This window comes from Sphingomonas sp. GM_Shp_1, from assembly GCF_026540895.1.
GTDB lineage: Bacteria > Pseudomonadota > Alphaproteobacteria > Sphingomonadales > Sphingomonadaceae > Sphingomonas.
In genome coordinates, this window is sequence record NZ_JALNUR010000006.1 from 106,418 (window position 1) to 133,236 (window position 26,819).

The 26,819-nt window shown below is 67.1% G+C and carries 16 protein-coding genes; 7 read left to right on the forward strand and 9 right to left on the reverse strand.

Annotation, left to right across the window (positions count from 1 at the left end; all coding sequences use genetic code 11):
- Positions 1 to 14: 14 nt before the first annotated feature.
- The 9 genes from OXQ33_RS05485 to OXQ33_RS05525 form a co-directional block, all read right to left on the reverse strand.
- Positions 15 to 1,100 carry a DUF475 domain-containing protein gene (locus OXQ33_RS05485; RefSeq protein ID WP_267433710.1) on the reverse strand — a complete coding sequence of 362 codons (1,086 nt, stop codon included), beginning with the start codon at positions 1,098 to 1,100 and terminating at the stop codon, positions 15 to 17.
- A 136-nt stretch (positions 1,101 to 1,236) separates the two neighbouring features.
- Positions 1,237 to 2,016 (reverse strand): helix-turn-helix domain-containing protein, encoded by a 780-nt coding sequence (locus tag OXQ33_RS05490; RefSeq protein ID WP_267433676.1) that lies wholly within the window; start codon positions 2,014 to 2,016, stop codon positions 1,237 to 1,239.
- Between the two features lie 126 nt (positions 2,017 to 2,142).
- Complete coding sequence (gene nagE, locus OXQ33_RS05495; protein ID WP_267433677.1) at positions 2,143 to 3,870, reverse strand: N-acetylglucosamine-specific PTS transporter subunit IIBC; 1,728 nt, start codon at positions 3,868 to 3,870, stop codon at positions 2,143 to 2,145.
- Complete coding sequence (ptsP, locus tag OXQ33_RS05500) at positions 3,867 to 6,317, reverse strand: phosphoenolpyruvate--protein phosphotransferase (protein WP_267433678.1); 2,451 nt, start codon at positions 6,315 to 6,317, stop codon at positions 3,867 to 3,869. The genes nagE and ptsP overlap by 4 nt, the downstream gene beginning before the upstream one ends.
- Positions 6,318 to 6,370: 53 nt before the next feature.
- Positions 6,371 to 9,280, reverse strand: coding sequence for a beta-galactosidase GalA (galA, locus tag OXQ33_RS05505; protein WP_267433679.1), 2,910 nt, complete (start codon positions 9,278 to 9,280; stop codon positions 6,371 to 6,373).
- On the reverse strand, positions 9,277 to 10,428 hold the full coding sequence (gene nagA / locus OXQ33_RS05510) for an N-acetylglucosamine-6-phosphate deacetylase (protein ID WP_267433680.1): 1,152 nt from the start codon (positions 10,426 to 10,428) through the stop codon (positions 9,277 to 9,279). Before nagA ends, galA begins: the two co-directional genes overlap by 4 nt.
- Positions 10,425 to 11,453, reverse strand: a complete 1,029-nt coding sequence (locus OXQ33_RS05515; RefSeq protein ID WP_267433711.1) for an SIS domain-containing protein — start codon at positions 11,451 to 11,453, stop codon at positions 10,425 to 10,427. The genes nagA and OXQ33_RS05515 overlap by 4 nt, the downstream gene beginning before the upstream one ends.
- 4 nt (positions 11,454 to 11,457) lie before the next feature.
- Positions 11,458 to 12,195 (reverse strand): GntR family transcriptional regulator, encoded by a 738-nt coding sequence (locus tag OXQ33_RS05520; RefSeq protein ID WP_267433681.1) that lies wholly within the window; start codon positions 12,193 to 12,195, stop codon positions 11,458 to 11,460.
- A 116-nt stretch (positions 12,196 to 12,311) separates the two neighbouring features.
- Positions 12,312 to 13,058, reverse strand: coding sequence for a copper homeostasis protein CutC (locus tag OXQ33_RS05525; RefSeq protein WP_267433682.1), 747 nt, complete (start codon positions 13,056 to 13,058; stop codon positions 12,312 to 12,314).
- A 287-nt stretch (positions 13,059 to 13,345) separates the two neighbouring features.
- On the opposite strand from OXQ33_RS05525, the gene OXQ33_RS05530 reads away from it, so the two are divergent.
- From OXQ33_RS05530 to OXQ33_RS05560, 7 genes are all read left to right on the forward strand, one after another.
- Positions 13,346 to 16,162 carry a TonB-dependent receptor gene (locus OXQ33_RS05530; RefSeq protein WP_267433683.1) on the forward strand — a complete coding sequence of 939 codons (2,817 nt, stop codon included), beginning with the start codon at positions 13,346 to 13,348 and terminating at the stop codon, positions 16,160 to 16,162.
- A gap of 298 nt (positions 16,163 to 16,460) precedes the next feature.
- Entirely contained in the window at positions 16,461 to 17,345 is an 885-nt protein-coding gene (locus OXQ33_RS05535; RefSeq protein ID WP_267433684.1) for a UDP-2,3-diacylglucosamine diphosphatase, read from the forward strand.
- 20 nt (positions 17,346 to 17,365) lie between these two features.
- Positions 17,366 to 18,394 carry a glycosyltransferase family 1 protein gene (locus tag OXQ33_RS05540; protein WP_267433685.1) on the forward strand — a complete coding sequence of 343 codons (1,029 nt, stop codon included), beginning with the start codon at positions 17,366 to 17,368 and terminating at the stop codon, positions 18,392 to 18,394.
- A 298-nt stretch (positions 18,395 to 18,692) separates the two neighbouring features.
- Positions 18,693 to 20,324: a Na+/H+ antiporter gene (locus tag OXQ33_RS05545; protein ID WP_267433686.1), complete on the forward strand. Its 1,632-nt coding sequence runs from the start codon at positions 18,693 to 18,695 to the stop codon at positions 20,322 to 20,324.
- A gap of 79 nt (positions 20,325 to 20,403) precedes the next feature.
- Positions 20,404 to 21,399 carry a DUF3667 domain-containing protein gene (locus OXQ33_RS05550; protein WP_267433687.1) on the forward strand — a complete coding sequence of 332 codons (996 nt, stop codon included), beginning with the start codon at positions 20,404 to 20,406 and terminating at the stop codon, positions 21,397 to 21,399.
- Positions 21,400 to 21,715: 316 nt separating this feature from the next.
- A complete protein-coding gene (locus OXQ33_RS05555; protein ID WP_267433688.1) occupies positions 21,716 to 24,301 on the forward strand; it encodes a glycoside hydrolase family 2 protein in 2,586 nt (861 codons plus the stop codon).
- Entirely contained in the window at positions 24,298 to 26,814 is a 2,517-nt protein-coding gene (locus OXQ33_RS05560) for a glycoside hydrolase family 3 C-terminal domain-containing protein (RefSeq protein ID WP_267433689.1), read from the forward strand. Before OXQ33_RS05555 ends, OXQ33_RS05560 begins: the two co-directional genes overlap by 4 nt.
- The last annotated feature ends 5 nt before the right edge of the window (positions 26,815 to 26,819 follow it).

Below are 26,819 nucleotides of genomic sequence, written 5' to 3' on the forward strand. Positions count from 1 at the left end.
CCGACCGCGAGTGATTACTCGCCGAGCGATTTGCCGGACGGGCGGACCGGTTGAGCCTCCTCCAGCGCCTGTTCGGGATGCCGGCGATTGCTGCGCACCGATGCCCAGAAGGACAGGCCGATCAGGGTCGCGCCGATCAGGCCGGTGATCGTCTCCGGAATGTGAAAGCGTACCGACAACAGCATGATCGCGGCCAGCGCGACGATGGCATAGAAGGCGCCGTGTTCCAGATAGCGATATTGGGTCAGCGTCCCCTTATCGACCAGCATGATCGTCATCGATCGGACGAACATCGCGCCGATGCCCAGACCCAATGCGATGATGAACAGGTTGTTCGACAAGGCGAAGGCGCCGATCACCCCGTCGAACGAGAAGCTGGCGTCCAGCACTTCCAGATACAGGAAGGCCGCGAACCCCGACCGCGCCGCCGCCCCCGTCACAGCGTCGCCATCGCCTTCCAGCAGCACGCCGATGGCATGGACCACGATATAGGTCAGCAGGCCGAAGATGCCCGCCGTCAGGAAGGTCATCGCCTCTTCCGCCGGAATGAACTGGCCGATACCGTACAGCGCGAGCAGGACGATCCCCATCGCCAGTCCCGAAATCCGGCGCAATGCGGTCAGCGGACGCTCGATCGGGCCGATCCAATGTTCTTCCTTCTCCTCATCGAGGAAGAAGTTGAGGCCGACCATCGCCAGGAAGCTGCCGCCGAACCCCGAAATGCCGACATGGGCCGAGGTGATGATCTGTTCATACCGGACGGGGTCGCCGGCGGCCAGCTTGACCGCTTCGATGGGGCCCATATGCGCGGCGATCGCGACGATGGCGAGCGGGAAGACGATCCGCATCCCGAACACGGCGATCAGGATGCCCCAGGTCAGGAAGCGATGCCGCCATTTGTCGTCCATGTCGCGCAGGACGGTCGCGTTGACGACGGCATTGTCAAACGACAGCGAGACCTCCAGCACGCCCAGCACCAGGACGATCCACAGGACGCCGAACGTACCGGGCAGGCTTCCCGTGCTCTGGAAACCCAGCCACGCCGCCGCCGCCAGGCAGAGTGCCGTGAAGAGGAAGGAACCCTTATAATATTTCAGCAGCACTCACGAATCCCCTGTCGCTTCCGCACCGACCGCACATGGCGATCCGGCGGTCGGACGGTAAAGTCCGGGCCGCTGGATTTGTTCATCGGGCAAGGGCTCTATCGCCGCGAAGCGGGATCGCGACAAGCCGCGATCAGACGCGCAGGTCGCCGCCGATCAGCTGTTCCGAAACCTGCTTCGCCGCATCGCATATTTCGGCCAGGGCCTCATCCTCGCTGGCGACTGCGTCGATGATGCGGACGAAGGGCACCGTCAATACCGCGCAGGCGCGCGATCCCCGCATGATCGGCGCGGCCAGTTCGACCATGCCGAGCAGTTCGACGCTTTCCGCCTGGGCGAAACCCTGTGCCCGCATCGCATCCGCCTCGATCCGCAATTCGCTCAGCGCCTGTTCGGATAAGGGCGGATCGAACATATCCTCCCAAGCCCGGCGGGTCGCCTCCGGCTGGAATGCGTAAAGCAGGATGCCCGAGGGCGTCTCGTGCATGGGACGGCGATAGCCGACACGTACGGAGAAACCGACGGTGGTGTCCGCCTCCATGCGCGCGATCACCGACGAAGCGGCACCCGATGCGATCGCGAGATAACAGGATTGGCCGATCCGATCCGACAACAGTCGCATCTCGGGCAGCGCCTGTTCCATCAGGCTGCGGACCGGTGGGCGCTTCAGCCCCAGATGGAACAGGCGCGAGGTCATGACATAACCATCGGGACCCTGCGTCACGTAACCCCGATGTTCGAGGACCTGGATCATCCGAAACAACTCGCCTGTCGACCGCCCCAGCCGGTTGACGATGGCGCTCATCGTCAGGGGGCTTTCCTCGGCCGACAGCAGTTCGAGTATGTCCAGCCCCTTTTCCAACGCCGGCGCGCGGTAAAGGCGCTTGTCGTCAACGTCGGCAACCCTATCCATAATCAAGCGGGAATCTCCATCGCGATCCCAGTACCGCCCGGTCGGAATCGCTCCATGCAACGTTCCGCGACGCCTACTCCGATTGCCCAATGGGCGGCAATATCATAAACTTAAATCCAACTTAGTTTAACCGTCGAGCAGATGAACGACGTTCCGCCCGACGCGCGCCAGCCCCCGCGCAGACGACGGAAGCTCGGCCGCAACCTTGGCGTCGTCCTTCAGTTCGACGCGCCAACGCCCGGCATATCGGGTGACCGACAGAATGTTGTCCGATCCGCCCAGGACGCGCGCCAGCGCATCGGGCAAAGTTTCCGGCTTCGCGGCCACGGGGGCGGATACCGCCGGGTCGGCGGCAATCGGTGAAGCGGTTACACGCGCCGCCGACGCCGCGATCGGCCCCGACTCCATCGCCGCCCGCATCTCCATCGCAACCGTATCGGCCACCGGACCCAGCACGACCTGCACCCCGTTCGCAGAGGGTCGCAATATGCCACGCGCGCCCAGTCGCTTCAATCCGGGCTCGTCAACCTGGGCCGGATCGGCCACGATCAGGCGCAGGCGCGTGGTGCAGGCGGCAACCTCGGTCAGGTTGGCGCTGCCCCCCATCGCGGCGACGAAGGAGGCGCCCCGCCCGCCCTCGACCGCAGACCCGGCCTCGTTCGCCGTATCGCCCTCGGCCACCGCCTCGACATCGCGGCCCGGCGTCTGAAGGTTCCAGCGGCGAATGGCGAAGCGGAACACGGCATAATAGATGAGCGCATAGGCCGCCCCGACAGGGATCAGCAGCAACGGCTTGGTCGCCTGTCCGAAGTTCAGCACATAGTCGAACAGCCCGGCCGAAAAGCCATAGCCCAGCCGCACGCCCAGCGCGTTCATCAGCGCTTCCGACAGGCCGGTCAGAACGGCGTGGAAGGCGTAGAGGACGGGCGCGAGGAACATGAAGCTGAATTCGATCGGCTCGGTCACGCCGGTCAGGAACGACATCAACGCCAGGCTGAACAGCATCCCGCCGACCGCCTTCTTCCGCTCCGGCAGCGCCTCGTGATACATGGCGAGGCAGGCGGCGGGCAGGCCGAACATCATGACCGGGAAGAAACCGCTCATGAACGCGCCCGCCGTCGGGTCGCCCGCGAAGAAGCGGTTCAGGTCGCCGGTCTTGCCGTGGAAGTCGCCGACCACGAAATAGGCGACGGTGTTCAGGATATGATGGAGGCCGGTGACGATCAGCAGCCGGTTGAGCACGCCGAACGCGAACAGCCCCAGGCCACCGGCCTGCACCACGCCCTGGCTGAGGCCATCGATCCCGGCATTGACGGGCCCGAACGCCACGCCCAGCAGGCCCGCCAGCGCAAGGCCCGCAATCCCCGAGATGATCGGCACGAACCGCCGACCGCCAAAGAAAGCCAGATATTCCGGCATCTTGATCGTGGCGAAACGATTGTAGAAGCTGCCGCCGATCAATCCTCCGACGATCCCGACCGGCACGTCGAATTTGTGAACCGCCTTGGTCCGCCACGCGGCATCGATCGTCGCGGCGATATCCTTGGCCAGCCCCGCACCGGTACCCGGCGGCGGCACGACCAGCGTCTCGGCGCCCTTGATGGTGACGAGGTAGCAGGTGATCCCCGCCAGCGCCGCCGCGCCATTGCCGTCGCGGGCAAAGGCGGTGGCGACGCCGACCGCGAACAACAGGCCGAGATTGTCGAAGATCGCATTGCCGGCATTGGCCATGAAGGCGATGTTCAGCAGGTCGGGCTGCCCCAGCCGGAGCAGCAAGCCCGCCACCGGCAGGACCGCAATGGGCAGCATCAGCGCCCGACCGAGCGATTGAAGCGAGGCCATGGGCGAGCTCATGCGCCGATCTCCTGAAGCATCTTGGTGATATGCGCGCGCACCGCCGGGGCGGAGGGCAGCGCGAGCGCCTGCATCGCCGCCGCGCGGCAACGCGCGAGGTCGAGTTTGCCGACCAGCGCCTTGATCGCGGCGACGCGCGCCGGGGGCACCGACAATTCGGTCACGCCCAGCCCCAGCAGGATGGGCACCGCCAGCCGGTCGGCGGCGAGCGATCCGCACACCCCCACCGGCGTATCGTTTCGCGCCGCGCCGTCGCAGGTCGCACCGATCAGCCGCAGCACCGCCGGATGAAGGCCGTCGACCCCCGCCGCCACCGCCGCGTTGCCGCGATCCATGGCGAGCGTGTACTGGGTCAGGTCGTTGGTCCCGATCGAGAAAAAGTCCGCCTTGCGCGCGAGGATATCGGCGGAGATCGCGGCGGCGGGCGTTTCGATCATCACACCGACCTCGGCCTTTCCACCCTGTCGCTCGACGACCGCACGGACCGCCTCCAGTTCCGACAGGCTGGCGACCATCGGCGCCATGATCCGGCATGGCTGGCGGACCGACAGGATCGCCCCGACCTGATCCTCCAGCAACTGCGGATCGGCCAGCGACACACGAATGCCGCGCAGGCCCAGCGCCGGGTTCTCCTCGACGGGCAGGTCCATATAGGGCGCGGGCTTGTCGCCGCCGACGTCGAGCAGCCGGACGATCATCGGCCTGTCGCCCAGCGCATCGGCGATCGCCTGATAATCCTTCGCCTGTTCCTCGCGGGTCGGCGCGGTGGCGCGGTCCAGGAACAGGAATTCGGTGCGCAACAGGCCACAGCCCTCCGCGCCTTCCCGCACCGCCGCCTCGGCATCGGCGACCGAGCCGAGATTGGCGAACATCTCGATCCGGGTGCCGTCGAGCGTGCGGCAAGGACCTTGCGCGGCGCGGGCGGCCTCCATCTCGGCCTTGCGGCGGGCGATGGTGTCGCGCACCTCCGCTTGCGCCTCCGCATCCGCGTCGGGATCGATCAGGCCACGATCGGCGTCGAGGATGATGACGCGGCTATCCTCCAATACCGCCAGCGGATCGCCGAACGCCACCGCCATCGGCAGGCCCATGCCCGCCGCCAATATGGCCGCGTGCGAGGTCGGCCCGCCCCGGACCAGCGCGATGCCCGCGACGCTGGCGGCGTCGAGCGCGGCGACCTGGCTGGGCAGCAGGTCTTCGGCAACCAGGATCGCCCCGGCGGGGACGCTGGGCCCCTCGATCGGCAATCCGGCCAGGGCGGCCAGGACATGACGTTCCAGATCGCGCAGATCGTCGGCCCGCTCGGCAATGCGCCGGTCGCCGCTCGACAGAAGAATCGCGACCTGTTCGGCGATCGCCTCCTGCCACGCCACGCCCGCGCTGAGGCCCCGGCCGATCGCCGCCGATGCCGCCTCGCCGAGCGTCGGATCGGACAGCATCGCGCCGTGCGCGGCCATCACCCCACCACGCGCGCCACCGGCGGTGGCGGCCTGCTCCAGCCCTTCGCGGACGCGGGCCAGCGCATCGTTCAGCTTCGCGGCTTCTTCGTCCGCCGATCCGGCGACCGTCTCGACCGGGATGGCCGCACGGGTCAGGCGGTGGATCGGTCCCACCGCCAGCCCCGGCGCGGCGGGGACGCCGCCCAGCCCCGGCCCCTCGGCACGGGCAGGTTCGGGCGCCTCCATCGGAGTCTCTTCCACCGTGGCGTCGTTCAGGAACGCAATGACATCGGCCAGCGCGACGGCGGCCTGCGCGCCGCTCGCCTCGATCCGAACCGTCGCGCCATGGCCCAGGCCCAGCCCGAGCAATCCGACCGCGCTCAGCGCCGAGGCATGGCGATCGCCATGGTATAGCGTGACCTTCGCCTCATGCCGCCGCACCGCCTCGACCAGTCGCGCGGCGGGGCGGGCGTGAAGGCCGTGCGACAGTGCGACGACCGTTTCCTGCACCAGCGTCTCGCCACCGGCGACGCTCTCGACGGCCTCACCCGCGAGCGGCACGACGCGCAACAGCGGATCGCCGACGGCGACCAGCCCCTTGGCGATCAACTCGACACCATAGCGCGTGGCATCGGCGACGATGATCGGCGTCACCACCGCGGGCGCGTTCTGGACCAGATGGTCGAGGTCGAAGCGGATCAGCGGCTGCCCCGCCAGCACCTTCGCCCCCGCCTGCACGTGCGGGGTCAGCCCCTGGCCGCCCAGCGACACGGTGTCGATGCCGATATGGCAGATCAGCTCATAGCCATCGGTGCTGCGCAGGGTGACCGCGTGCCCCGCCTCGTGCACGGTCAGGACGACCGCGTCGCAGGGGGCGCAGAGCGTGTCGTTCACCGGGTCGATCGCGATGCCATCGCCCAGCATCTTCTCGGCGAAAACCGCGTCCGGCACATCCGCCAGCGGCGTCACCCAACCCGCCAGAGGAGCAAAAACGGTCAGGTCACTCATTGCAGTCACTTTCGCCAAATCGCTTCCTCTGTCGGTCGAACATGCGCCGCCGGTCAGCGGTCGCGCACCGACACCCGGCCCAGCAGGCCGCTCTCGATATTGCCCAGCCCCGCGACGATCAGGACGATCGTCCGCTTGCCCGCCCCCGGCGCCAGCGGCGCGACGAGCGGGCCGGGCTGCGGATCTCGCTTTTCCGCGACCATCTTCCCATCGACCCACAGGCTGGCCATGCCGCCGACCGAGGCGAAGCGGATCTCGCCGCCCCGCGCCGCCACCGCATGGCGCGGCGTCATCACGGTGCGATAGACGCGGTATCCCGCCGCCTCCGCCGGGGTCGGCGTGCCCGCCCGGACAAAGGCCCAGCCGTTATTGTCGTTCGAGGCGGGGGCGAAATCGGGCGAGGGCCTGGTATCCTGCCGCTCCGACCGCCGCCAATCGCGCAGGTCCATGTCGCCCGCCGCCACCGGCACCTGCGCGCGCGGGACCACGCCCAGCCGATCGAGCCGCAGGGTGGCCGGCTTCAACCCGTCCGCCGTCGCCCGTATCACGATCCGCCCACGCCCGGTATCGGGCCGCACGATCATCTGCGCTAGACCGTTGAACAGCGAGCGCTGATTGCCCTTTTCGGGTTCGTGGCTGTTGGGATCGCCATTGCCGACACCGATGATCGCCCCGCCGTCTATGGTGAAGCGGCTCATCAGATTGGCGGTGGGGATGTGGCGCCCCTTGGCATCGACCGCGTCGATGGTGATCGCCTGCGCATCCTCGGTATCGCCCGCCATCACGGTGCGCGCCGGGGTCAGGCGGAGCGCGACCGGCGCGCCGGTGGTCTCATGCGCGGTCCGCGCCACCTCGCGCCCGTCGCGATAGGCGATCGCCTCGATCCGGCCCGGCGCGTACGGCACGGTCCATTCATTGCCCATCAGCCGGTCGACCGCCGCCTCGCCCACCGTCTTGCCGTTCAGGCGAAGGACGACGCGCTCGGCATTGGACAGGACCATGACCTTGGTCGGCTTGCCCTCACGCCCCGGCCAGGTCCAGTGCGGGGCGATCGCCACCACCGGCAGATCATCGACCCAGGCGGCACGGTGGATATCGAAGGCGGTCTTGGGGAAGCCGCACAGATCCATGATGCCGAAGAAGCTGGCGATGGTCGGCCATTCATAGGGCGTCGGCTCGCCATGATAGTCGAAGCCGGTCCACACGAAGCCGCCCGCGACATAGGGCCGGTCGGCGATCTTCTTCCATGCGATACGGTGCGTCGCGCCCCAGCTTGCCGCCTCGTCGTCATAGCTGGAGGCGATGTGGCGCGCGGGGTCGCTCTCGAACGCGCCGCGCGTCATGAAGGCGCTGGTATCCTCCGAGCTGGTCATCGGCTTGGTCGGATTGAGCTGATGATAGCGGTCGTAATCGCCCTGATAGTAATTGAACCCGGTCACATCGACGACCTGCGCGACGTTGATCGGGTTGAAGAACGCCCCGTTCATCGCCGCCGTCACCGGGCGGCTGTCGTCCAGCGCACGCACCCAGTGGGCCATCCGCTTGACCATCTCGACGCCCGAGGGCGTGCCCTGCATCGGTTCCTCATTGAAGACCGACCACAGGATGACGCTGGGATGATTGCGGTCGCGGCGGACCAGCCATTCCAGTTGCGCGCGAAATTCGGGCGCGGGGTTGAACTGGCGGTTCTCGTCCATCACGACCAGACCCAGCCGGTCGCACCAGTCGAGAAGCTCCGGCGTCGGCGCATTGTGGCTGGAGCGGACCGCGTTGCAGCCCATCGCCTTCAACCGCTCCAACCGCCAGCCGATCAGCGCATCGGGGATCGCGGTGCCCACGCCCGCATGATCCTGATGCAGGCAGACGCCCTTCAGCTTGACCGGCTTTTCGTTGAGGAAAAAGCCCTTGTCCGCATCGAAGCGGATGGTGCGAAAGCCGATCGGCACGCGGCGCTCATCGACCATCTGCCCATCGCGGAGCAGCCGGACATGCAGGGTGTAGAGCGTCGGCCGCTCGATCGACCAGAGCGTCGGATCGCTGACCGGCAGGTCCAGCGTCGCGGTCCCCTCGTCCAGCGACGGCACGCTCGCCTGCGCCTGACCCGTGGCGACCACGCGGCCCTGCGGATCGAGCAGCCGGGCCTCGACCGTGATCGGGGTTTCCGTGGGGGCGATGCTGGTCAGCGTCGTGGTGACGGGGACATGCCAGCCGCCATCGGCGCGGCGGCGGGGATCGCCATGCACGCCGTCGGTCGCGATCGACACCGGCGCATAATCGCCCAGCCAGACATGGCGGTAGAGCCCGGCGCCCTCATACCACCAGCCCTCCATGGCATTGGCGTCGACGCGGACCGCGACGACATTGGCCTCGTCCCCGAACCGCGCGAAAGGCGTCAGGTCGATGCGGATCGCGCTGTAGCCCGAGAAATTGTGCGAGACGACGCTGCCATTGACCCATACGGTGGCATTGGTCGCGACGCCGCCGAACTCCAGCTCGATCCGGCGACCGCGAAGCGCGGGGTCCAGCCGGAAGGTGCGGCGATACCAGCCGATGCCGCGCGCGCGATAGCCTTGCGCGACATTGGCGGTCTTCTCGAACGGCTGGAACGAGGCCCAGTCGTGCGGCAGGTCGACCGATTGCCAGTCGCTGTCGTCAAAATCGACCGCCGCGGCGCCGCGCGCATTACCCGCCTTGACCGAGGCATAGGTCGCGTCATGCGTTTCCAGCGGCGCAGGCTCGACATCGCCCTCATAGAACATCCAACCGCGATCCATCAGCACGCGCGCCGGGTCCTGCACCGGCAGGGCGGCGGGAAGCGTGTCGACCGGTTCGGGCATGGGAAGCGCGCCGGCTCCATCCGCCGGGCGGCGCCGTGCGGCGAAGACGGGCATGGGGGCGATCCCCCCGACCAGTCCGACGACGGCGCTGCCCAGCAGCAGCAGTTCGCGGCGCGCGACGGTCATGCGGCAATCCTCTCTGGCTTGGCGATACGGGTCTCGACCGGCTTCAGCGCGGCGTCGAGCACCACCCAATCGGCGCGCAGGCCGGGGGCGAGCGAACCACGCTCATGGCTGAGGCCCAGGAACGCCGCCGGATTGGTCGCGGCCATGGCGGCGGCCCGATCGACGGTGATGCGCAATTGCTCGACCGCATTGGCGACCGCCGAGCCCATGTCGAGGTCGGAACCCGCCAGCGTGCCGTCGGCATAGGTGCACTTGCCGCCCGACACGTCGATATGCCGCCCGTGCAGGACGAAGTCCTTCTCGACCGCGCCCACCGACGACATCGCATCGGTGACCAGCATCAGCTTGTCGAAAGGCCGCGCCTTCAACGCCAGACGAAGCATCGGCGCGGAGACGTGGAAACCGTCGATGATCAGGCCGCTATAGGGACGCGGATCGTCGAGCGTCGCGCCCGCCAGCCCCGGCACCCGCTGCTGCATCGCGGGCATGGCGTTGTAAAGATGGGTGATGCCCGACAGGCCGACATCGAACGCCGCCATCGCCTGCTCATAGCTCGCCTCGCTATGCCCCGCGCTGACCAGCACGCCCGCCGCGACCAGCCGCTCGATCGTGGCGACCGGCACCCGCTCGGGCGCGATGGTCAGCATGACCTTGCCGCGACGCGGGCGGGTCAGGACGGCGACCATCTCCTCGTCCAGATCGCGGAAGCGCGCCGGGTCGTGGATACCTTTCCGCGCCGGGTTGAGCACCGGTCCCTCGACATGGATACCCACGATACCGGGCACCCCGGCCTCGATCGCTTCATCGATGCCGTCGAGCGCGCGGGCGATTTTGTCGGGCGTTTCGCTGACCAAAGTCGGCAGCATCGCGGTGGTGCCATAGACGGCATGCGCCGCCGCCATGGTCGCGATGCCGTCCACGTCGAGGCGATCGTTGAACAGCACGCCGCCGCCGCCATTGACCTGGGTGTCGATATAGCCGGGCACGACCCAGCCGCCGTTCAGGTCGATCGTGTCAGCCCCACTCTGACCAGCGCCCTCCACCGCGCCGATCGACGCGATCCGGTCGCCCTGCACGACGATCTCCGCACCCAGCAGGACGCCGTCCGCCGTCGCGACATGACCATTGATGAAGCGGAAGCGGGTCATAGCGTACGGGTCACTTTCTGTAGGTGCGGCGGCGAGTCGGGGTCCATGCCACGGGCGAGCGCCAGCGCCTCGACCATGCGGTAGAAGCTGGCGAGCATCGCGATCGGCTCCAGCGCGGGGTGGCCCGCGACCATGGGCAGCGCACCGCCCTGCCCCGCGACGAACGGCTTGGCGCCACGCTCCGCGAACTGGTCGGCGACCGCCTTCACATCCTCGCCCGCCACATCCGAGGTGGCAAAGCCCAGCACCGAATAGCCGGGCTCCACGATCCGCATCGGGCCATGGCGCACTTCGGCGGCGCTGAACGGCTCGGCCTGGATCGAGCAGGTTTCCTTCAGCTTCAGCGCAGCTTCCTGTGCCACGCCGTAACCGTAACCGCGACCCAGCACGAACATCTGGCTGACGTCGCGCAGACCTTCAACCGCAGGGGACCAGTCGAGACCCAGCGCCTGTTCGACCTGACCCGGCAGTTCGGCGAGCGCGGCCTCCAGCGTCTCGTCACCGGCCCAGGCGGCGGCGAGCTGTGCCAGCCCGGCCAGCGCGGTCAGGCAGGACTTTGTCGCGGCGACGGCCTTTTCGGGTCCGGCGGACAGCGGCAGGAAGGTGTCGGCACCCGTCGCCAGCGGCGATTCCTCGTCATTGACCAGCGCCACGATATGCGCGCCACCCGCGCGATACGCCTCGACCGTCGCCAGCAGGTCCGGGCTGCGCCCCGACTGCGAGATGGCGATGACCAGGGCTCCTCGCACCTTCATCGGCGTCTCGAAGATCGATGCCACGGAAGGCGCGGCCGACGACACCGGCACGCCGGTCTTCGTTTCCAGGATATATTTGCCATAGGTCGCGGCATGGTCCGACGAGCCACGCGCGATGGTGATGATCACCGGCGGCGGGGCGGCACGCAGCCGCTCGGCCAGCGCCCGGACGGTCGGCGCATTGCGCGCGAGCAGCCGGGCGATCGCCTCCGGCGCCTCCCCCGCTTCCGCTCCCATCAGGGTGCCGGTTCCCGCTTTACCGGCGGTCATCAGGTCAGACATCTGTCAACTCCGCGACGAAATCATAGGCATCACCGCGATAGAAGGACTGGGTATATTCCACCGCCCGTCCATCGCGCAGAAATCCGCGCCGCTCGATCAACAGGCCCGCATGGCCCGGATCGACATTCAGCATCTTGGCATGGTCCGCCCCGAACGGCACCGCGCGCAGGCGTTGCAGCGCGCGCACCGGTCGGTGTCCCGCCCGATCCAGCGCGGCGTAGAGCGAGCGGTCGACCGCCTCGATCGACGGGAGCGCGAAACCGGCGATGGTCGAAACCTCGACCGCCATCGGCACCTCGTCGGCGAAGCGCACGCGCTGGAACCGATAGACCGGCGCGCCCGGCGACAGGCCCAGCGACAGCGCTTCCTCCGGCGTGACCGTACCCGGCGCGCGGCTGACCCACTGGCTGCTCGGCGTGCGCCCGCGCGCGATCATGTCCTCGGAGAAGGAGGACAGCTTGGAGAAGCTCTTCTCGACACGCCCGGCGACGAAGGTGCCCGCGCCGCGCCGCCGCGTCAGCAGCCCTTCCTCGACCAGACCACCGATCGCCTTCCTCACCGTGATCCGCGACACGTCATATTCGATCGCCAGATCGCGCTCGGCCGGGATGGCATCGTCCTCCGCCAGCACATTGCCGTTGATCGCGTCGCGCAACAGCTGCTGAAGCTGAAGGTATAACGGCGCGGGGTTCCCCTTTCGGAAGGAGCCGACCTGCGCCGAAAATGTCATGGCCGTGCCATCCCCCTTTGCCTGGGCGTCACTCATGCCACGCCCCGCTTCGCCACTTGATCTATCGCAGCCCTACCGGTCGGGCAATAGGTATTATATTTGGCATACATTGGATTTCATTTCCTCCTGATGGCCTGTCGTAGCGCCGCGATCCGCGCGGGGTCGGTTCGTCGTCGGGGGCCCGATGCGAAGCCCATCGCCTCGACCCGCGAATCCCCCCAGGGCTCGCGCATGCTGGCGGAGGCGTGGACCGCATCGACCCCGGTCCGGGCGATCAGTTGCGCCGCATTGTCCGCCGACACGCCCGATCCCGCGATGATCGCCACGCGCCCGCCGGCCGCCGCGACCATGTCCGCGATGACCGCCGCGCCCTGCTCCGCCGTCGCTGCGCCGCCCGAGGTCAGCACATGGTCATAGCCCAGTCGCGCCACCGCCTCGACCGCCGCGACGGGGTCCGCGACCAGATCGATAGCGCGGTGGAGCACGATCGCGACGCCCTTCGCCGCATCCCGCCAACGCGCCAATATGTCGAGGTCCAGTTGCCGGTCGTCCGCCATCGCGCCGACCACGACGCCCGCAACGCCTTGCGCCACCATGCGCTCGATTTCCGCCGTCGCCAGAGCGACATCGCGCTCGTCGTACCGGAAATCGCCATCGCGCGGACGCACCATGGCATGGACCGGCACACCGGACTCGACCGCACAGGCGACCAGGGCCGCCGACGGAGTGAGCCCACCCAGCGCCAGCGCCCCGCACAGCTCGATCCGGTCGCCGCCGGCCGCCGCGACGGCGGCCACGCCATCGGCATCGTCGACGCAAATCTCCAACAGCGTCGACCCAATTCGGGACGGTGGTATCGCCATGGCCTGCATCCCCCAAGTCTCTTCTCTACGGCCGCTCCGCCCCTGACACGGCGAACGCCGGGATTCCGTCATTTAAGCAGCACGGGACGCGATGCGCCAGCATAATGGTCCCATGAACCAAACGTCACATTTTTCCCGTTTACGGACCAATGTCATTTTGGTTACAAGTTGGTGTCTCGAGCATACTGTATAAAAAAGATGCCGACGGGAGGAAGCCATCCACCTCCCGACCCGAGGATCGACAAGGCTTCGCGAGATGGCGCGACAGCAATTGGGGGGATTTCAGCGTGTTGAGCTTTCGTAGCATCATCCTGACCGCGACCGCACTCGCGGGTATCCAGGGCACCGCCTTCGCACAGACCACCGGCCAGACCGCCGACGCACCGACGCAGACCGCGCTGGGCAGCGATCAGTCGGATAGCAGCGGCGACGTCGTCGTCACCGGCATCCGCAGCAGCCTTCGCAACGCCATCAACGTCAAGCGCGAGGCCAACGCCGTCGTCGACGTGATCACCGCCGAGGACGTGGGCAAGTTCCCCGACCGCAACGTCGCGGAATCGCTGTCGCACATCCCGGGCGTCAGCATCGACCGCCGCTTCGGCGAGGGCGAGAAGGTCGCCATCCTGGGTACCGACCCCGCGCTCAACCGCATGCTGCTCGATGGCCACGCGCTCGCCTCGGCCGACTGGGGCGGCAACGACAACGACCCGTCCAGCCGTACCTTCAACTATTCGCTGCTCGCCCCCGAACTGGTCGACCGGCTCGAAGTCTACAAGTCGCCCGAGCCGCGCATCGAGGAAGGCAGCCTGGGCGGCACGGTCATCGTGCGCACCCGTCGTCCGCTCGACCTCGACCCCAACTCGGTCTTCGCCTCGGGTGGCTATTCGTACAATGACCGTTCCGAAAAGGGCAATGTCCGCGCCTCGGGCCTGTATAGCTGGCACAACCAGGCCGACAATTTCGGCTTCCTGGTCGCCGCCACCTATGACCGTCAGAGCCTGACCCGCGCGGGTGTCGAGTTTTTCGGCTATGAGCGAGGCGACGAGCGCTTCTTCCAGACGCAGAAGAATGCGAACGGCGACACGCTGCGCGGGGCCGATGGTCGTCCGCTGCTGATCAACGACGCCAGCGGCCAGCCGCTGCTGAAGAACACCAATGCCACGGTCACCGGCGGCACGCGCCAGGATCTGGCCAATGCCTATCTGCCCTTCGGCATCAACTATGCCTATTTCCAGCAGACCCGCGAGCGCGCCAGCGTGTCGGGCACGATCCAGTATCGCCCGGCCGACAATCTGACGCTGACCCTCAACGGGCTGCACATCGACGGCAACTACAACAATTACAGCCAGTCGATGTACACCATCCCCGGTGCCTGGACCGGCGACGTGCTTCAGACCGCCAATGTCAGCAACGGCACGGTCAACTCGGCCAGCTTCGGCGCGGCCAACAGCCAGTCGTCGCAGCTCGACACTTTGGTCCGCAAGACCAAGCTGAAGACCGACAACCTCAACTTCTTCGCCGATTGGGAAGGCGATGACGGCGCCAAGATCAGCTTCGCGGGCGGCTGGTCGCGCGCGGTCGGCGGCCGCAATCCCGAATATCTGTTCAACGTGCAGACCAGGCTGCCGTTCAGCTATGCGTTCGGGCCGAAGTCGGCGACGGTGAATTATGTCGGCGATCCGACCAACCCCGCCAATTACTTCACCAACCCGAACAACAATGACGCCACGATCGAGGGCCGCCCGGTCATCGTCAACGGCCAGCCGCTGAACGCCGCGCAGATCGGCGGGCTGGATTACAGCGTCACCACCGACCGCGACATTTACGGCGGCTATGACGCGACCATCCCGGTCGAGTTCGGCCCCTTCACCCAGATCCTGCTGGGCAGCCGCGTGACCGACCACGTCAACCGGCTCGATGCGCGCGGCATCAACACCTATATGACGACCTCGGTGACCGCGGACAAACTGGGCGTGCCCACGCTGGTCACGCCGGGCGGCGTGTTCGACGGGACCGGCGGTTCCGGCAATGCGACCCAGTATCTGAACCTGCCCGACCAGGCGGTGATCGACATCCTGTCCAAGGCGATCAACAGCCCGCTGGTCAACAAGATCGGTGCCTCCACCCGCGTGCGCGAAACGGTCATGGCGTCCTATATCCAGGCGAATTTCGACCAGGGCGGCCTGCGCGGCAATATCGGTGGTCGTCTGGTCTATACCCGCGACCAGTCCCGCTATGCGGTGACGCAGAGCAATCTCGCCAATCCGGTGCCGGTGCCCACCACCACCACCACCGACTATTTGAAGTTTCTGCCCAGCGTGAACCTCGCCTATTCGATCACCCCGCAGGTGATCGTGCGCGGTGCGGTGGCGCGGGTGATCTCGCGTCCGCGCTATGAGGATCTGGCGGCATCGCTGTCGCTCAACAACGTCACCCTCGACGGCGGCGGCGGCAATCCGAACCTGAAGCCGTATGAGTCGACCAATTACGAACTGACGGCGGAATGGTATCCGCGTTCGGGCACGTTGCTGGCGGTCGAGCTGTTCCGTCGCGACATCTCGAACTACATCATCAACACGCGCACCAATGCGGTGTATTTCAACACGCTGGCGGGCGCGCTGACCACCTATAACATCAACCAGCCGATCAACGGCGGCAAGGCGACGGTCAACGGTGCGCTGGCGTCGGCCCAGACCGAAATCTGGGGCGGCTTCGGCATCCAGGCGAACTATTCCTATCAGGACAGCTCGACCTCGTCGGTCGACACGACGGGTGCGGCGCTCAACCTGCCCTATCTGTCGCGTCACACCGTCAACGTGATTCCGTATTTCGAAAGCGGGATCTTCCAGGCGCGCCTGAGCTACAATTACCGTTCGAGCTATTTCCGCACGATCGGTCGCCTGGGCTCGCGCGAGATGGTGGCGCCGTACAGCCAGCTCGACTTCTCGGCGGGCGTGAACCTGTCCAAGGAGATCACGCTGACCTTCAACGCCCAGAACCTGCTGGACGAGACCTATTACCAGTATAACGCGACGCCGGATCGTCCGACCGCCTTCTACAAGAACGGCCGGACCTATTCCGCGGCCGTGGCGGTGCGGTTCTAAGTCCTTCTTCCTCCCCTCCCGCAGGCGGGAGGGGATCGAGGGGAGGGCATGAAGTCTCGCAGAGACTATCGCCTGCGGCCTTTCCCTCCCCCATCCCCTCCCGCTTGCGAGAGGGGCGTGAGACACACGAAGTTCGGTTCATCGAAACAGCCCGTCGTTCCTCAGGATCGGCGGGCTTTTTCCTTGCCCATGACTTGAACCGGTCACGAAACTGCTTTGCCTCTGTCACCGATCTGCGATGCGGGCGTAACAGATGACGGGCATGACAGCATCGACGCCCAAGCGTGGGGGAACGCCGATGCCGATGACCAGCATTCCGATCGATGGCGCATTGCACGAAGACGCCGCCATTCTCGACTTCATTCCGCGTGCGCCGGTCACGCCGGAGCCGGAAGGCAATGAACGCCGCCGTTATCGCACCATCTGGATCTCGGATGTCCATCTCGGCACGCGCGGCTGCAATGCCGAGATGCTGATCGACTTTCTCGACCATGTCGACAGCGAGACCATGTATCTGGTCGGCGACATGATCGACGGCTGGCGGCTGAAGAAGAAATTCTACTGGCCCGCCGCGCACAACGACGTGGTCTGGCGGCTGCTGAAGCGCGCCAAGCGCGGCACCCGCGTCGTCTATATCCCCGGCAATCACGACGAGATTTTCCGCCAGTTCACCGGCATGGATTTCGGCGGCATCGCCATCTGTCGCAAGGCGATCCACGAGACGGCGGACGGTCGCCGCCTGCTGATCCTGCATGGCGACGAGTTCGACGCGATCACCCTCGCCCATCGCTGGCTCGCCCATGTCGGCGACTTCGCCTATACCGCGCTGATGGAGGTGAACCGCTGGGTCAACATCGTCCGCCGGTGGATGAAGCGCCCCTATTGGTCGCTGTCCAAGCACGCCAAGGCCAAGGTGAAGAACGCCGTCGCCTTCATCTCGCATTTCGAGGAGGTCGTCGCCCATGCGGCGGGCGCGCGCGGCGTCGATGGCGTAGTGTGCGGCCATATCCACACCGCCGAGATCCGCGACATCAACGGCGTCACCTATTATAATGACGGCGACTGGGTGGAGGGCTGCACCGCGCTGGTCGAGCATTTCGACGGCACGATGGAAATCCTTCACTGGGGCGACGAGATGGAGGCGCGGCGCAATCTGCCGACGGTCGCCGCCATCGCCGCCTGAACGAGAGGGACGGACGGGTCATGCGCATCGCGATCGTCACCGACGCCTGGTCGCCGCAGGTGAACGGCGTGGTCCGCACGCTGCAATCGGTGGCGGCGGAGTTGCGCTCGATGGGGCATGACCTGTCGATCGTCTCGCCCGATCTTTATGCCTCGGTGCCCTGCCCCACCTATCCCGAAATCCGCCTGGCGCTGCCCAGGCCGGGCGAGGTCGGGCGGACGCTGGCGGCGTTCCAGCCCGACGCGGTCCATATCGCGACCGAGGGGCCGCTGGGGCTGTCGGCACGCCGCTGGTGCCTGAGCCGGGGGCTGCCCTTCACGACCGCCTATCACACCCAGTTCCCCGAATATGTCGCGGCACGCATCCGGGCGGTCAGCCCCGAATTGGTGTGGCGCTATGTCCGCTGGTTCCACGCGCCCTCCGCCGCCATCCTCGCCTCGACGCCCAGCGTGGCGCGGGCGCTGGCGGCGCATGGCCTGCCGCAAAGCCGCCATTGGGGGCGCGGCGTCGATACCGGCCTGTTCCGCCCCGATGGTCCGTGCGACGCCTTCGTCCGCGCTTTGCCGGGCCCGGTGCAGCTTTATGCGGGCCGGGTCGCGGTGGAAAAGAACATCGCCGCCTTCCTCGCGACCGATATAGCGGGGTCGAAGGTCGTGGTCGGCGACGGCCCGGCGCGCGCGGCCCTGGCGGCGGAATATCCGCAAGTGCACTTCCTGGGCGCGAAGTTCGGCGAGGATCTGGCGGCGATCTACCGCGCGGCGGATGTCTTCGTCTTTCCGAGCCGGACCGACACCTTCGGACTGGTGATGATCGAGGCGCTGGCGTGCGGCACGCCCGTCGCCGCCCTGCCGGTGCAGGGTCCGCTCGATGTGCTGAACCCCGAAGTCGGGGTGATGGACGAGGCGCTGGATCAGGCGATCGCCAAAGCCCTGACGCTCGATCGCGGGACATGTGCGGCGTACGGCCAAAGCTTCACCTGGCGGGCGAGCGCCGAACAGTTTCTGGCTGCACTCGCTCCCATCGACCAAAGCCTGCGCGCGGCGGCGTAAATCTCCTCCCCGGCACGGGGAGGTGGCAGGCCGAAGGCCTGACGGAGGGGGGCTTCCACACAGGTCGTCCTCCGCCGCACGCCCCCTCCACCAGCCTGCCGCTGGTTCCCCTCCCCGTGCCGGGGAGGACCCCCCATCACCCCGAAAACCCGTTTAACGGGTTGAACCACCCTTACCGCCCATGTCATTCATGGGCCTCGCGCGATTCGGTGCGGGTTAGGCCCGCCTGTCGCTGATCCTTCGGTCGTGCCGCTCGTCGCCATGGCCGCTCCAACCGCTGCACCCGAAAGGTCCCCGATTGGACGTCATTACGCTCAGCCTGTTTCTTCTGCTCGCCGTGGTGTTGAGCGGCGTCATCTCGCGCCTGTTGCCCTCGGCGCTGCCACGCCCGCTGGTGCAGATCGCGCTGGGCGCGGTGATCGGGGGCATCGCGCAGATCCGGGTGGAGCTCGATCCCGAAATATTCTTCCTGCTGTTCGTGCCGCCGCTCCTCTTCCTCGACGGCTGGCGCATTCCGAAGGACGAGCTGTTTCGCGACGCTGGCGCGGTGCTGGGACTGGCGCTGGGGCTGGTGTTCCTGACGGTGCTGGGCATGGGGCTGTTCATCCACTGGATGATCCCCGCCATGCCCTATGCGGTCGCCTTCGCGCTCGCCGCCGTGGTGTCGCCGACCGACCCGATCGCGGTGTCCGCCATCGCGCAGAAGGCGCCGATCCCCAAGCGGATGATGCACATTCTGGAGGGCGAATCGCTGCTCAACGATGCGTCGGGTCTCGTCTGCCTGCGCTTCGCGGTGGCGGCGGCGCTGACGGGGACGTTTTCGCTGACCGGCGCGGGCCTGACCTTCCTGTGGATGGCGGTGTCGGGCGTCGGCCTGGGCGTCGCGATCGCCTGGGGCACGATCACCGCCAAGGGGCTGTTCGCGCGCCGTTTCGGCGATGACAGCGGGTCGAACATCCTGGTCAGCCTGTTGATCCCCTTTGCCGCCTATCTGGTCGCCGAGCATATCGAAAGCTCGGGCGTGCTGGCGGCGGCGGCGGCGGGTATCGCCATGTCCTTCACCAATGTCTCCTCCGGGGCCAAGGCCGCTACCCGCATCCGGCGGCAGGCGGTGTGGGACATGCTGCAATTCACCCTGAACGGCATCATCTTCGTGCTGCTCGGCGAGCAATTGCCGCAGGTGTTCGCGGGCGCACGCGACACGGTGATGCTGACCGGGCATGACAGCGTCTGGTGGCTGGGCCTGTACGTGCTGGCGATCGTCGCGGGGCTGGCGGCTTTGCGCTTCGCCTGGACCTGGGTGGCGTTGCGCCTGACCCTGTTCCGCCAGCGGCATCTGCCCAACCCGACCAGCCCGCCGCGCCGGATCATCACCGCCATGTCGGTGGCCGGCGCGCGTGGCGCGATCACGCTGGCGGGTGCGCTGACCCTGCCGCTGACCCTGACCGACGGCGCGCCCTTTCCGGCGCGCGACCTGGTGATCTTCCTGGCGTGCGGGGTGATCCTGTCCTCGCTGATCATCGCCAGCCTGACCCTGCCGTTGTTGTTGCGCGGGCTCGCCTTGCCTACCGAGGACGGGGCTAGCGAAATCGATCGCACCCGCGTCGCCGCCGCCAAGGCCGCCATCGCCGAACTGGAGCGGCTCCAGCACGAAATGGCGGAGGGGCGCGACGATGCCGACCAATATGTCGAGATCGCCTCGCGCCTGATGGACGGCTATCGCAGTCGGATCGACACGCTGGAAGGCGACTTCGATCCCGATGCCAAGCGTTTCGAAGAGGTCGAGCGCAAGATGCGCCTCGCCGCGATCCGCGCCGAGCGGCGGGTGGTGTTCGAAATGCTCAATGCGCGGATGATCGGCTCCGGCACGGCACAGAAACTGGGGCGTGAACTCGACCTGATCGACACGCGCCTCTCCGCGCAAAGCTGACACCGCCGTCATCTTTGCGCTTGCGCGGTCGCGAAAATTATCGTGTCTCGCCAACGGGCTTTTGCATCGGGGGGATGGGATGCACGCGCAGGTCGGAGAAAGCTGTCGGAATTGCGGAGCAGCGCTGGTCGGGCATTATTGCCATGCATGCGGCCAGTCGTCGCATATCCACCGCACTTTGGGCGCATGGTGGCATGATTTCAGCCACGGCGTCCTGCATATCGAGGGGCAGGTGTGGCGCACCATCGCCTTCCTGTTCACCCGCCCCGGCGAGCTGACCCGGCGCTATATCGCGGGCGAGCGGCGGCGCTTCCTGTCGCCGCTGGCGCTGTATCTGTTCGGCGTCTTCCTGCTCTACATCGCCTATTCGATATTCGGCGGGTTCGGGTCGATCAACGCCCCCGACGCGCAGGAAGCGGCGACCGAAATCCACGCGGAGGCGGTCAAGACGCAGGGCCAGATCGCCGCGCTCGACCGCCAGCGATCGAGCATCCTCGCCGACAAGGGCGATGTCGCGGCGGTCGACCGGGAGCGTGCGCGGCTGGCGGAGCGCTATCGCCAACTCGAACTGACCAGCACCGCGTTGGGCGGCGCGACGAAAGCGACTGCGTCCGGCCATGGGGAGCAGGAAAGCCCGGTCATGACCGGCTGGAAATCGCTCGACGAAAAGCTGGCCCATGCCATTCGCGACCCGGAGTTCCTCCTCTTCAAGATGGAGGCCAATGGCTATAAATTTTCCTGGGCGCTGATCCTGTTGTCGATGCCCTTCATGGGGCTGGTCTTCCTCTGGAAGCGCGGCGTGGCGATGTTCGACCATGCGGTCTTCGTCACCTATTCGCTCAGCTTCGTCAGCCTGTTGCTCGCGATGATGATCCTGTGGACGAAGCTGGCGCATCTGCCGGGCGAGGCCCTTCTACTGCTCGCCTTCCCGGTCCATCTCTTCTTCCAGACGCGCGGGGCCTATGGGCTGGGCTGGCTGTCCGGTCTGGTCATGACCATCATACTCTGCGTGATGGCTCAGGTCGTTCTGCTGCTCTGGGTGATCGGATTGCTGGCGCTCGGTATCGCGCACTGAACCCGCCGATCGCCTGCCAATCGCCCACCAATCGGTTGTATTGGCGGTGCGATGCGCGCGACCTCATAAAAGGGTGGACGCCCTTGGTCCGCCTTGCCATGATACCAAAACATATCATGAGAATACCGGCGCACGATAAGCCGGTGAGCAAAGGGGGATGCGGGTGTCGAAGAAGAGCCTGACATTAAGGGGAATTTCACCCGTCGGCTGGCCGCACGCGGTCCCAATGGCCGGACGGAACCGGCATTCCTCTTCCACCGCGCTCGCCGCGCCGCACTCAGTGCCCGCGAAGCCGTCAGCCTTTGGGGGCATCCGCTTGAAACATCGCCTCGGCCTGATCCTGGCCGCGCTCGCCCTGCCTTTCCCCGCGCTGGCCGCGCCCAAGACGGTGGCGACGCTCGACCGCTGGCAGGTGCGGATCGATCCGAAGGACGCAGAGGCCGCGCGCGCGCATCCGCGGGCCGCGAACTGGCTGGCCGCGACCGTGCCCGGCAGCGTGCAGCAGGACCTGATCACAGCGAAGATCGTGCCCAATCCCTATAAGGGCGCTAACGAGGCCCCGATCCAATGGGCGGGGCTGACCGGCTGGCAGTATCGCACGACGCTGGACGTCACGGCCGAGATGCTGCGCCGCGATCATCTGGACCTGGTGTTCGACGGGCTCGACACCTTCGCGACGGTCACCGTGAACGGCCAGACGCTGCTCTCCGCCGACAACGCGCATCGCCGCTGGCGGGGTGATGCCAAGCCGCTGCTGAAAGCGGGCACCAACGAGATCGTCTTGACCTTCGCCTCGCCGATCAAGACGCTCCAGCCGATGGTGCTGGCCGAGAAGCATCCGCTGCCCGGCGAATATGACTCGCCCTATGGCGACGAGCCCAAGGGCGTCCAGACCTCGCCCTATATCCGGAAACCCAAATACCAATATGGCTGGGACTGGGCGCCGCGCATCGTCGATATCGGCATCTGGCGCTCGGTTCGGCTGGAGGCGTGGGACGCCGCGCGTATCGACGGCCTGCGCATCGAGCAGGAAGCACTGACCGATGCCGAGGCGCGCATTCTGGCCCGTGCCTCGGTGGTCGCCGACCGTGCGCAGACGGGGCGAATGGACGTGACTGTCACCGGTCCCGATGGCCGCCGCATCCGAGTCCGCCGCGAGGTGGCGCTCCAGCCGGGCCAGAATGACGTGGTCGTCCCCGTCTCGATTGCCAAGCCGCAGCGCTGGCAGCCGATCGGTTTCGGCGCGCATCCGCTCTACACCGTCAACGCCGCGCTGGCGGGCGCGGACGCGGTCGAGAAGCGCACCGGCCTGCGCACCGTCAAGTTGGTCCGGAAGGACGGCAGCTTCGGGTTGAAGATCAACGGCAACGTGATCTTCGCCAAGGGGACCAACGTCATCCCCTTCGACGCCTTCCCCGCGCGCGTCTCCGCCGCCACCGAGCGGCAGATGCTCGAAAAGGCGGTGGCCGCCAACATGAACATGGTTCGCATCTGGGGCGGCGGCTATTACCCGGAGCACAGCTTCTACGACGCCGCCGACGAACTGGGCCTGATGGTCTGGCAGGACTTCATGTTCGGCGGCAGCGTGACGCCCCCCGACGCCAAGTTCCGCGAAAATGTCCGTATCGAGGCCGAGGAACAGGTCGCGCGCCTGCAATCGCACCCCTCGCTCGTCATCTGGGCGGGCAATAACGAGGTGCTGTCGGGCTGGGAAAACTGGTCGGATCGCAAGGCCTTCAAGAAGGCGGTCGGTCCGGACGAGCAGGAGCGGATCGGAACCGGCATGGCCGTGCTGTTCGACCGCGTGCTGCGCGAGGCGGTGGTGAAGAACGCGCCCGGCATCCCCTATTGGCCGGGCTCGCCCTCGACCGATTATGAGGGGCCGACCGACACCGACAAGGATGGCGACCGCCATTTCTGGGACGTCTGGTCGGGCTCCAAGCCGGTCGAGCGCTATACCGATAGCTGCCCGCGCTTCATGTCGGAATATGGCTTTCAGGCCTTTCCCGACCTGTCGACCATCGCCACCTTTGCCGCGCCCGAAGACTTCCGCATCGACAGCCCGGTGATGAAGGCGCACCAGAAGTTCCTGAGCGGCGAAGGCAATGACCGCATCACCTTCTACCTGAAGCAGAATTTGCGCGACCCGCGCGACTTCGCCGATCTGGTCTATCTGTCCCAGGCGATGCAGGCGCGGGCCATCGGCCTGGCCGCGCGGCACCACCGCGCCTGCCGCCCGGTGACGCTGGGTTCGCTCTACTGGCAGCTCAACGACAGTTGGCCTGCGATCAGCTGGTCGAGCATCGACTGGACCGGGCATGACAAAATGCTCCAGCACGAGGTCCGCCGCTTCTTCGCGCCCCAGACCATCGTGGCGGAGACCAGGCCAGGCGCGACGCGGATCGCGCTGGTCTCCGATGCGACGACGCCGAAGCCACTTGGCTGGCGCGTCACCGGCTATGCGATGGACGGCCGCAAGCTGGGTTCGCAGTCGGGCAGCGTGACCATGGCCCCCGCCTCGGCCAGCGATGTCGCGACGATCCCCGATGCAACGCTCTTCACCGGCACAGCGCCTGAGGCCAGCTATGCCGTCGCCGAACTGTTCGACGGCGACAAGGTGATCGCCCGCCAGATCGTCGAGCGGAAGGTGCCGCGCGACATGGCCTATCCCGCGCCCGGCATCACCGCGCGGTGGCAGGGCAAGCAACTGACGCTGACCGCCCGCAACCTTGCGCGCCAGGTGCAGGTCAATTTCGGCACCGTCGCCGCCGAGCCGTCCGATGACGGCTTCGACCTGTTGCCCGGCGAGAGCATCACGCTCACCATCCAGAGCGACGCGGACGCCGCCACTTTGGCGCGCGAGCTGAAAATCTACACCCTCGGTCCGAAGGACGCCCAGTGATCCCCTTCCTCCTCCTCGCCGCCGCCGGTCAGGCCGCCGCTCCCGCCCTTCCCCCGGAGGCGCAGAAGCTCACCGTCGCGCAAAAGGCGGCGCAACTGGTCAACGAGGCACCCGCCGAGCCCGCGCTCGATCTGCCCGCCTATGACTGGTGGAGCGAGGGGCTGCACGGCATCGCTCGCAACGGGCCGTCGACGGTCTTTCCGCAGGCGATGGGCATGGCCGCGACCTGGGACACCGCGCTGATCCAGAAGGTCGGCGATGTCGTCGCGGTCGAGGCGCGCGCGAAGTTCAACAGCCAGCCGCTGAACGCCGATCGTGGACTGTACCAGGGCCTGACCATCTGGTCGCCCAACATCAACATCTTCCGCGATCCGCGCTGGGGCCGGGGTCAGGAAACATACGGCGAGGATCCGTTCCTCACCAGCCGCATCGGCATCGCCTTCGTGCGCGGTCTTCAGGGCCCGGACCTGAAGCACCCCAAGGTCATCGCGACCGTCAAGCATCTCGCGGTCCATTCCGGCCCCGAGGGCGGGCGCGACAGCTTCGACGTGATGGTGTCCCCGCGCGATCTGGAGGCGACCTATCTCCCCGCCTTCCGCGCGACGATCACCGAGGGGCAGGCGCTGTCGCTGATGTGCGCGTATAACGCGATCCACGGCACGCCGGTCTGCGCCAACCCGATGCTGCTGACCCAGCGGCTGCGCACCGACTGGGGTTTCAACGGCTTGGTCGTGTCGGACTGCGATGCGGTCGGCAATATCTGGATGTTCCACCATGCCCAGCCCGATGCGCCCGCCGCCGCCGCGGCGGCACTGCGGGGGGGGACCGACCTGAATTGCGGCAAGGCCTATCTCGCCCTGCCCGAAGCCGTGACGCGCGGCCTGATCACCGAGGGCGAGATCGACACCGCGCTCGCCCGCGCACTGGCAGTCCGGCACATGCTGACCGACAATTCGCCGTGGAATGCGATCAAGCCCAGCCAGCTCGGCACCCCCGCCAACCGCGCGCTGGCGCTGGAGACGGCGCGCAAAGGTATCATCCTGCTCGACAATCCAAACGACTTGCTGCCGCTCAAGGGCAAGAAGCTCGCGGTGTTCGGTGCGAATGCCGACGATCTGGGCGTGCTGGAGGGCAATTACCACGGCACCGCGATCGACCCGGTGACGCCGCTGGAAGGCATCCGCGCCAAGTTCGGCCGCGACATTCGTTATGCGCAAGGCTCGGTGCTGGCCGAGGGGGCGTTCGTGGGCGTCCCCGAAACCGCGCTGTCGGCGAACGGCAAGCCCGGCCTGGCGGTCGAAACGATGGGTGCGAACGGCCAATGGTCGGCGGCCGGGCAGGATCGCCGCATCGACTTCAACTATACCAAGACCGCGCCCTTCCAGCGCCGCTGGACCGGCACGCTGACCCCGCCGGGGCCGGGGCAATATCGCCTGCGCCTCGACGGTCCGGCCTGCTGGCATGCCTGCCCGGCGCATGATGCGGTTAAGCTCTACGTCGACGATCAACTGGTCGTGGACGATGTGATCGGCGGCAAGACGCTGGAAACCACCATCGACGGCTCGGCCCCGCGCCGTATCCGCGTCGAGATCGACCATAAAGGCGGCGATGAAGGTTTCCGCCTGCAATGGCTCCCCCCCGCCGAAGCGCTGACCGCCGAGGCGTTGAAGGTCGCAGGCGACGCCGACGTGCTGGTCGCGGTGGTCGGCCTGTCGCCCGATCTGGAGGGCGAGGCGCTGGGCGTCTCGGTCCCCGGCTTCGCAGGCGGCGACCGCACCGACATCGTGCTCCCCGAAATGCAGCGCAAGCTGCTCGCCGCGCTCCAGGCGACCGGCAAGCCGGTGGTTGCGGTGGTCGTCTCGGGTTCGGCAGTGTCCTTGGGCGACTTCAAGCCCGCCGCGACGCTGGCGGCTTTCTATCCAGGGGCCGAGGGCGGCACCGCGCTGGCCGAGATCCTGTCGGGCGAGGTGAACCCCTCGGGTCGTCTGCCCGTCACCATCTATCAGTCGACCGCCGACCTGCCCGCCTTCGCCGATTACGGGATGAAGGAGCGGACCTATCGCTACTTCACCGGCAAGCCCGCCTGGGGCTTCGGGCACGGCCTGAGCTACACCAAGTTCGACTATGGGCAGCCGACCGTGACCGCCAGCGTGGCGGTGGGCCAGCCGGTCCAGATCGCGGTGCAGTTGCGCAATGTCGGCCAGCGTGCAGGGGAAGAGGTGGCGCAGGCCTATCTGGTCCCGCCCGCGACCGACGAGAAGCCGGTGCTGACCGACCCCGTGCTGCAACGCCAGCTCGTCGGCTTCACCCGTGTCGCGCTGAAGCCGGGTCAGGCGGGCACCGCGCGCTTCACCATCGACCCGCGCCTGATGAGCCAGGTCTGGCGCGACGGTACGCGCCGCATCCTGCCGGGTACCTACAGGCTCTATATCGGCGGCGGTCAGCCGGGTGACGGTGCGGGCCAGTGGACCCAGTTCACCGTGACCGGCCAGGCGCAGGATCTGCCCAAGTGACGCCC

Excerpts from the sequence above, each read along its gene's own strand:
- OXQ33_RS05490 (WP_267433676.1), bottom strand. The coding sequence starts at position 2,016 with ATGGATAGGGTTGCCGACGTTGACGACAAGCGCCTTTACCGCGCGCCG.
- nagE (WP_267433677.1), bottom strand. The coding sequence starts at position 3,870 with ATGAGCTCGCCCATGGCCTCGCTTCAATCGCTCGGTCGGGCGCTGATG.
- ptsP (WP_267433678.1), bottom strand. The coding sequence starts at position 6,317 with ATGAGTGACCTGACCGTTTTTGCTCCTCTGGCGGGTTGGGTGACGCCG.
- galA (WP_267433679.1), bottom strand. The coding sequence starts at position 9,280 with ATGACCGTCGCGCGCCGCGAACTGCTGCTGCTGGGCAGCGCCGTCGTC.
- nagA (WP_267433680.1), bottom strand. The coding sequence starts at position 10,428 with ATGACCCGCTTCCGCTTCATCAATGGTCATGTCGCGACGGCGGACGGC.
- OXQ33_RS05515 (WP_267433711.1), bottom strand. The coding sequence starts at position 11,453 with ATGACCGCCGGTAAAGCGGGAACCGGCACCCTGATGGGAGCGGAAGCG.
- OXQ33_RS05520 (WP_267433681.1), bottom strand. The coding sequence starts at position 12,195 with ATGACATTTTCGGCGCAGGTCGGCTCCTTCCGAAAGGGGAACCCCGCG.
- OXQ33_RS05525 (WP_267433682.1), bottom strand. The coding sequence starts at position 13,058 with ATGGCGATACCACCGTCCCGAATTGGGTCGACGCTGTTGGAGATTTGC.
- OXQ33_RS05535 (WP_267433684.1), top strand. The coding sequence starts at position 16,461 with ATGCCGATGACCAGCATTCCGATCGATGGCGCATTGCACGAAGACGCC.
- OXQ33_RS05540 (WP_267433685.1), top strand. The coding sequence starts at position 17,366 with ATGCGCATCGCGATCGTCACCGACGCCTGGTCGCCGCAGGTGAACGGC.
- OXQ33_RS05550 (WP_267433687.1), top strand. The coding sequence starts at position 20,404 with ATGCACGCGCAGGTCGGAGAAAGCTGTCGGAATTGCGGAGCAGCGCTG.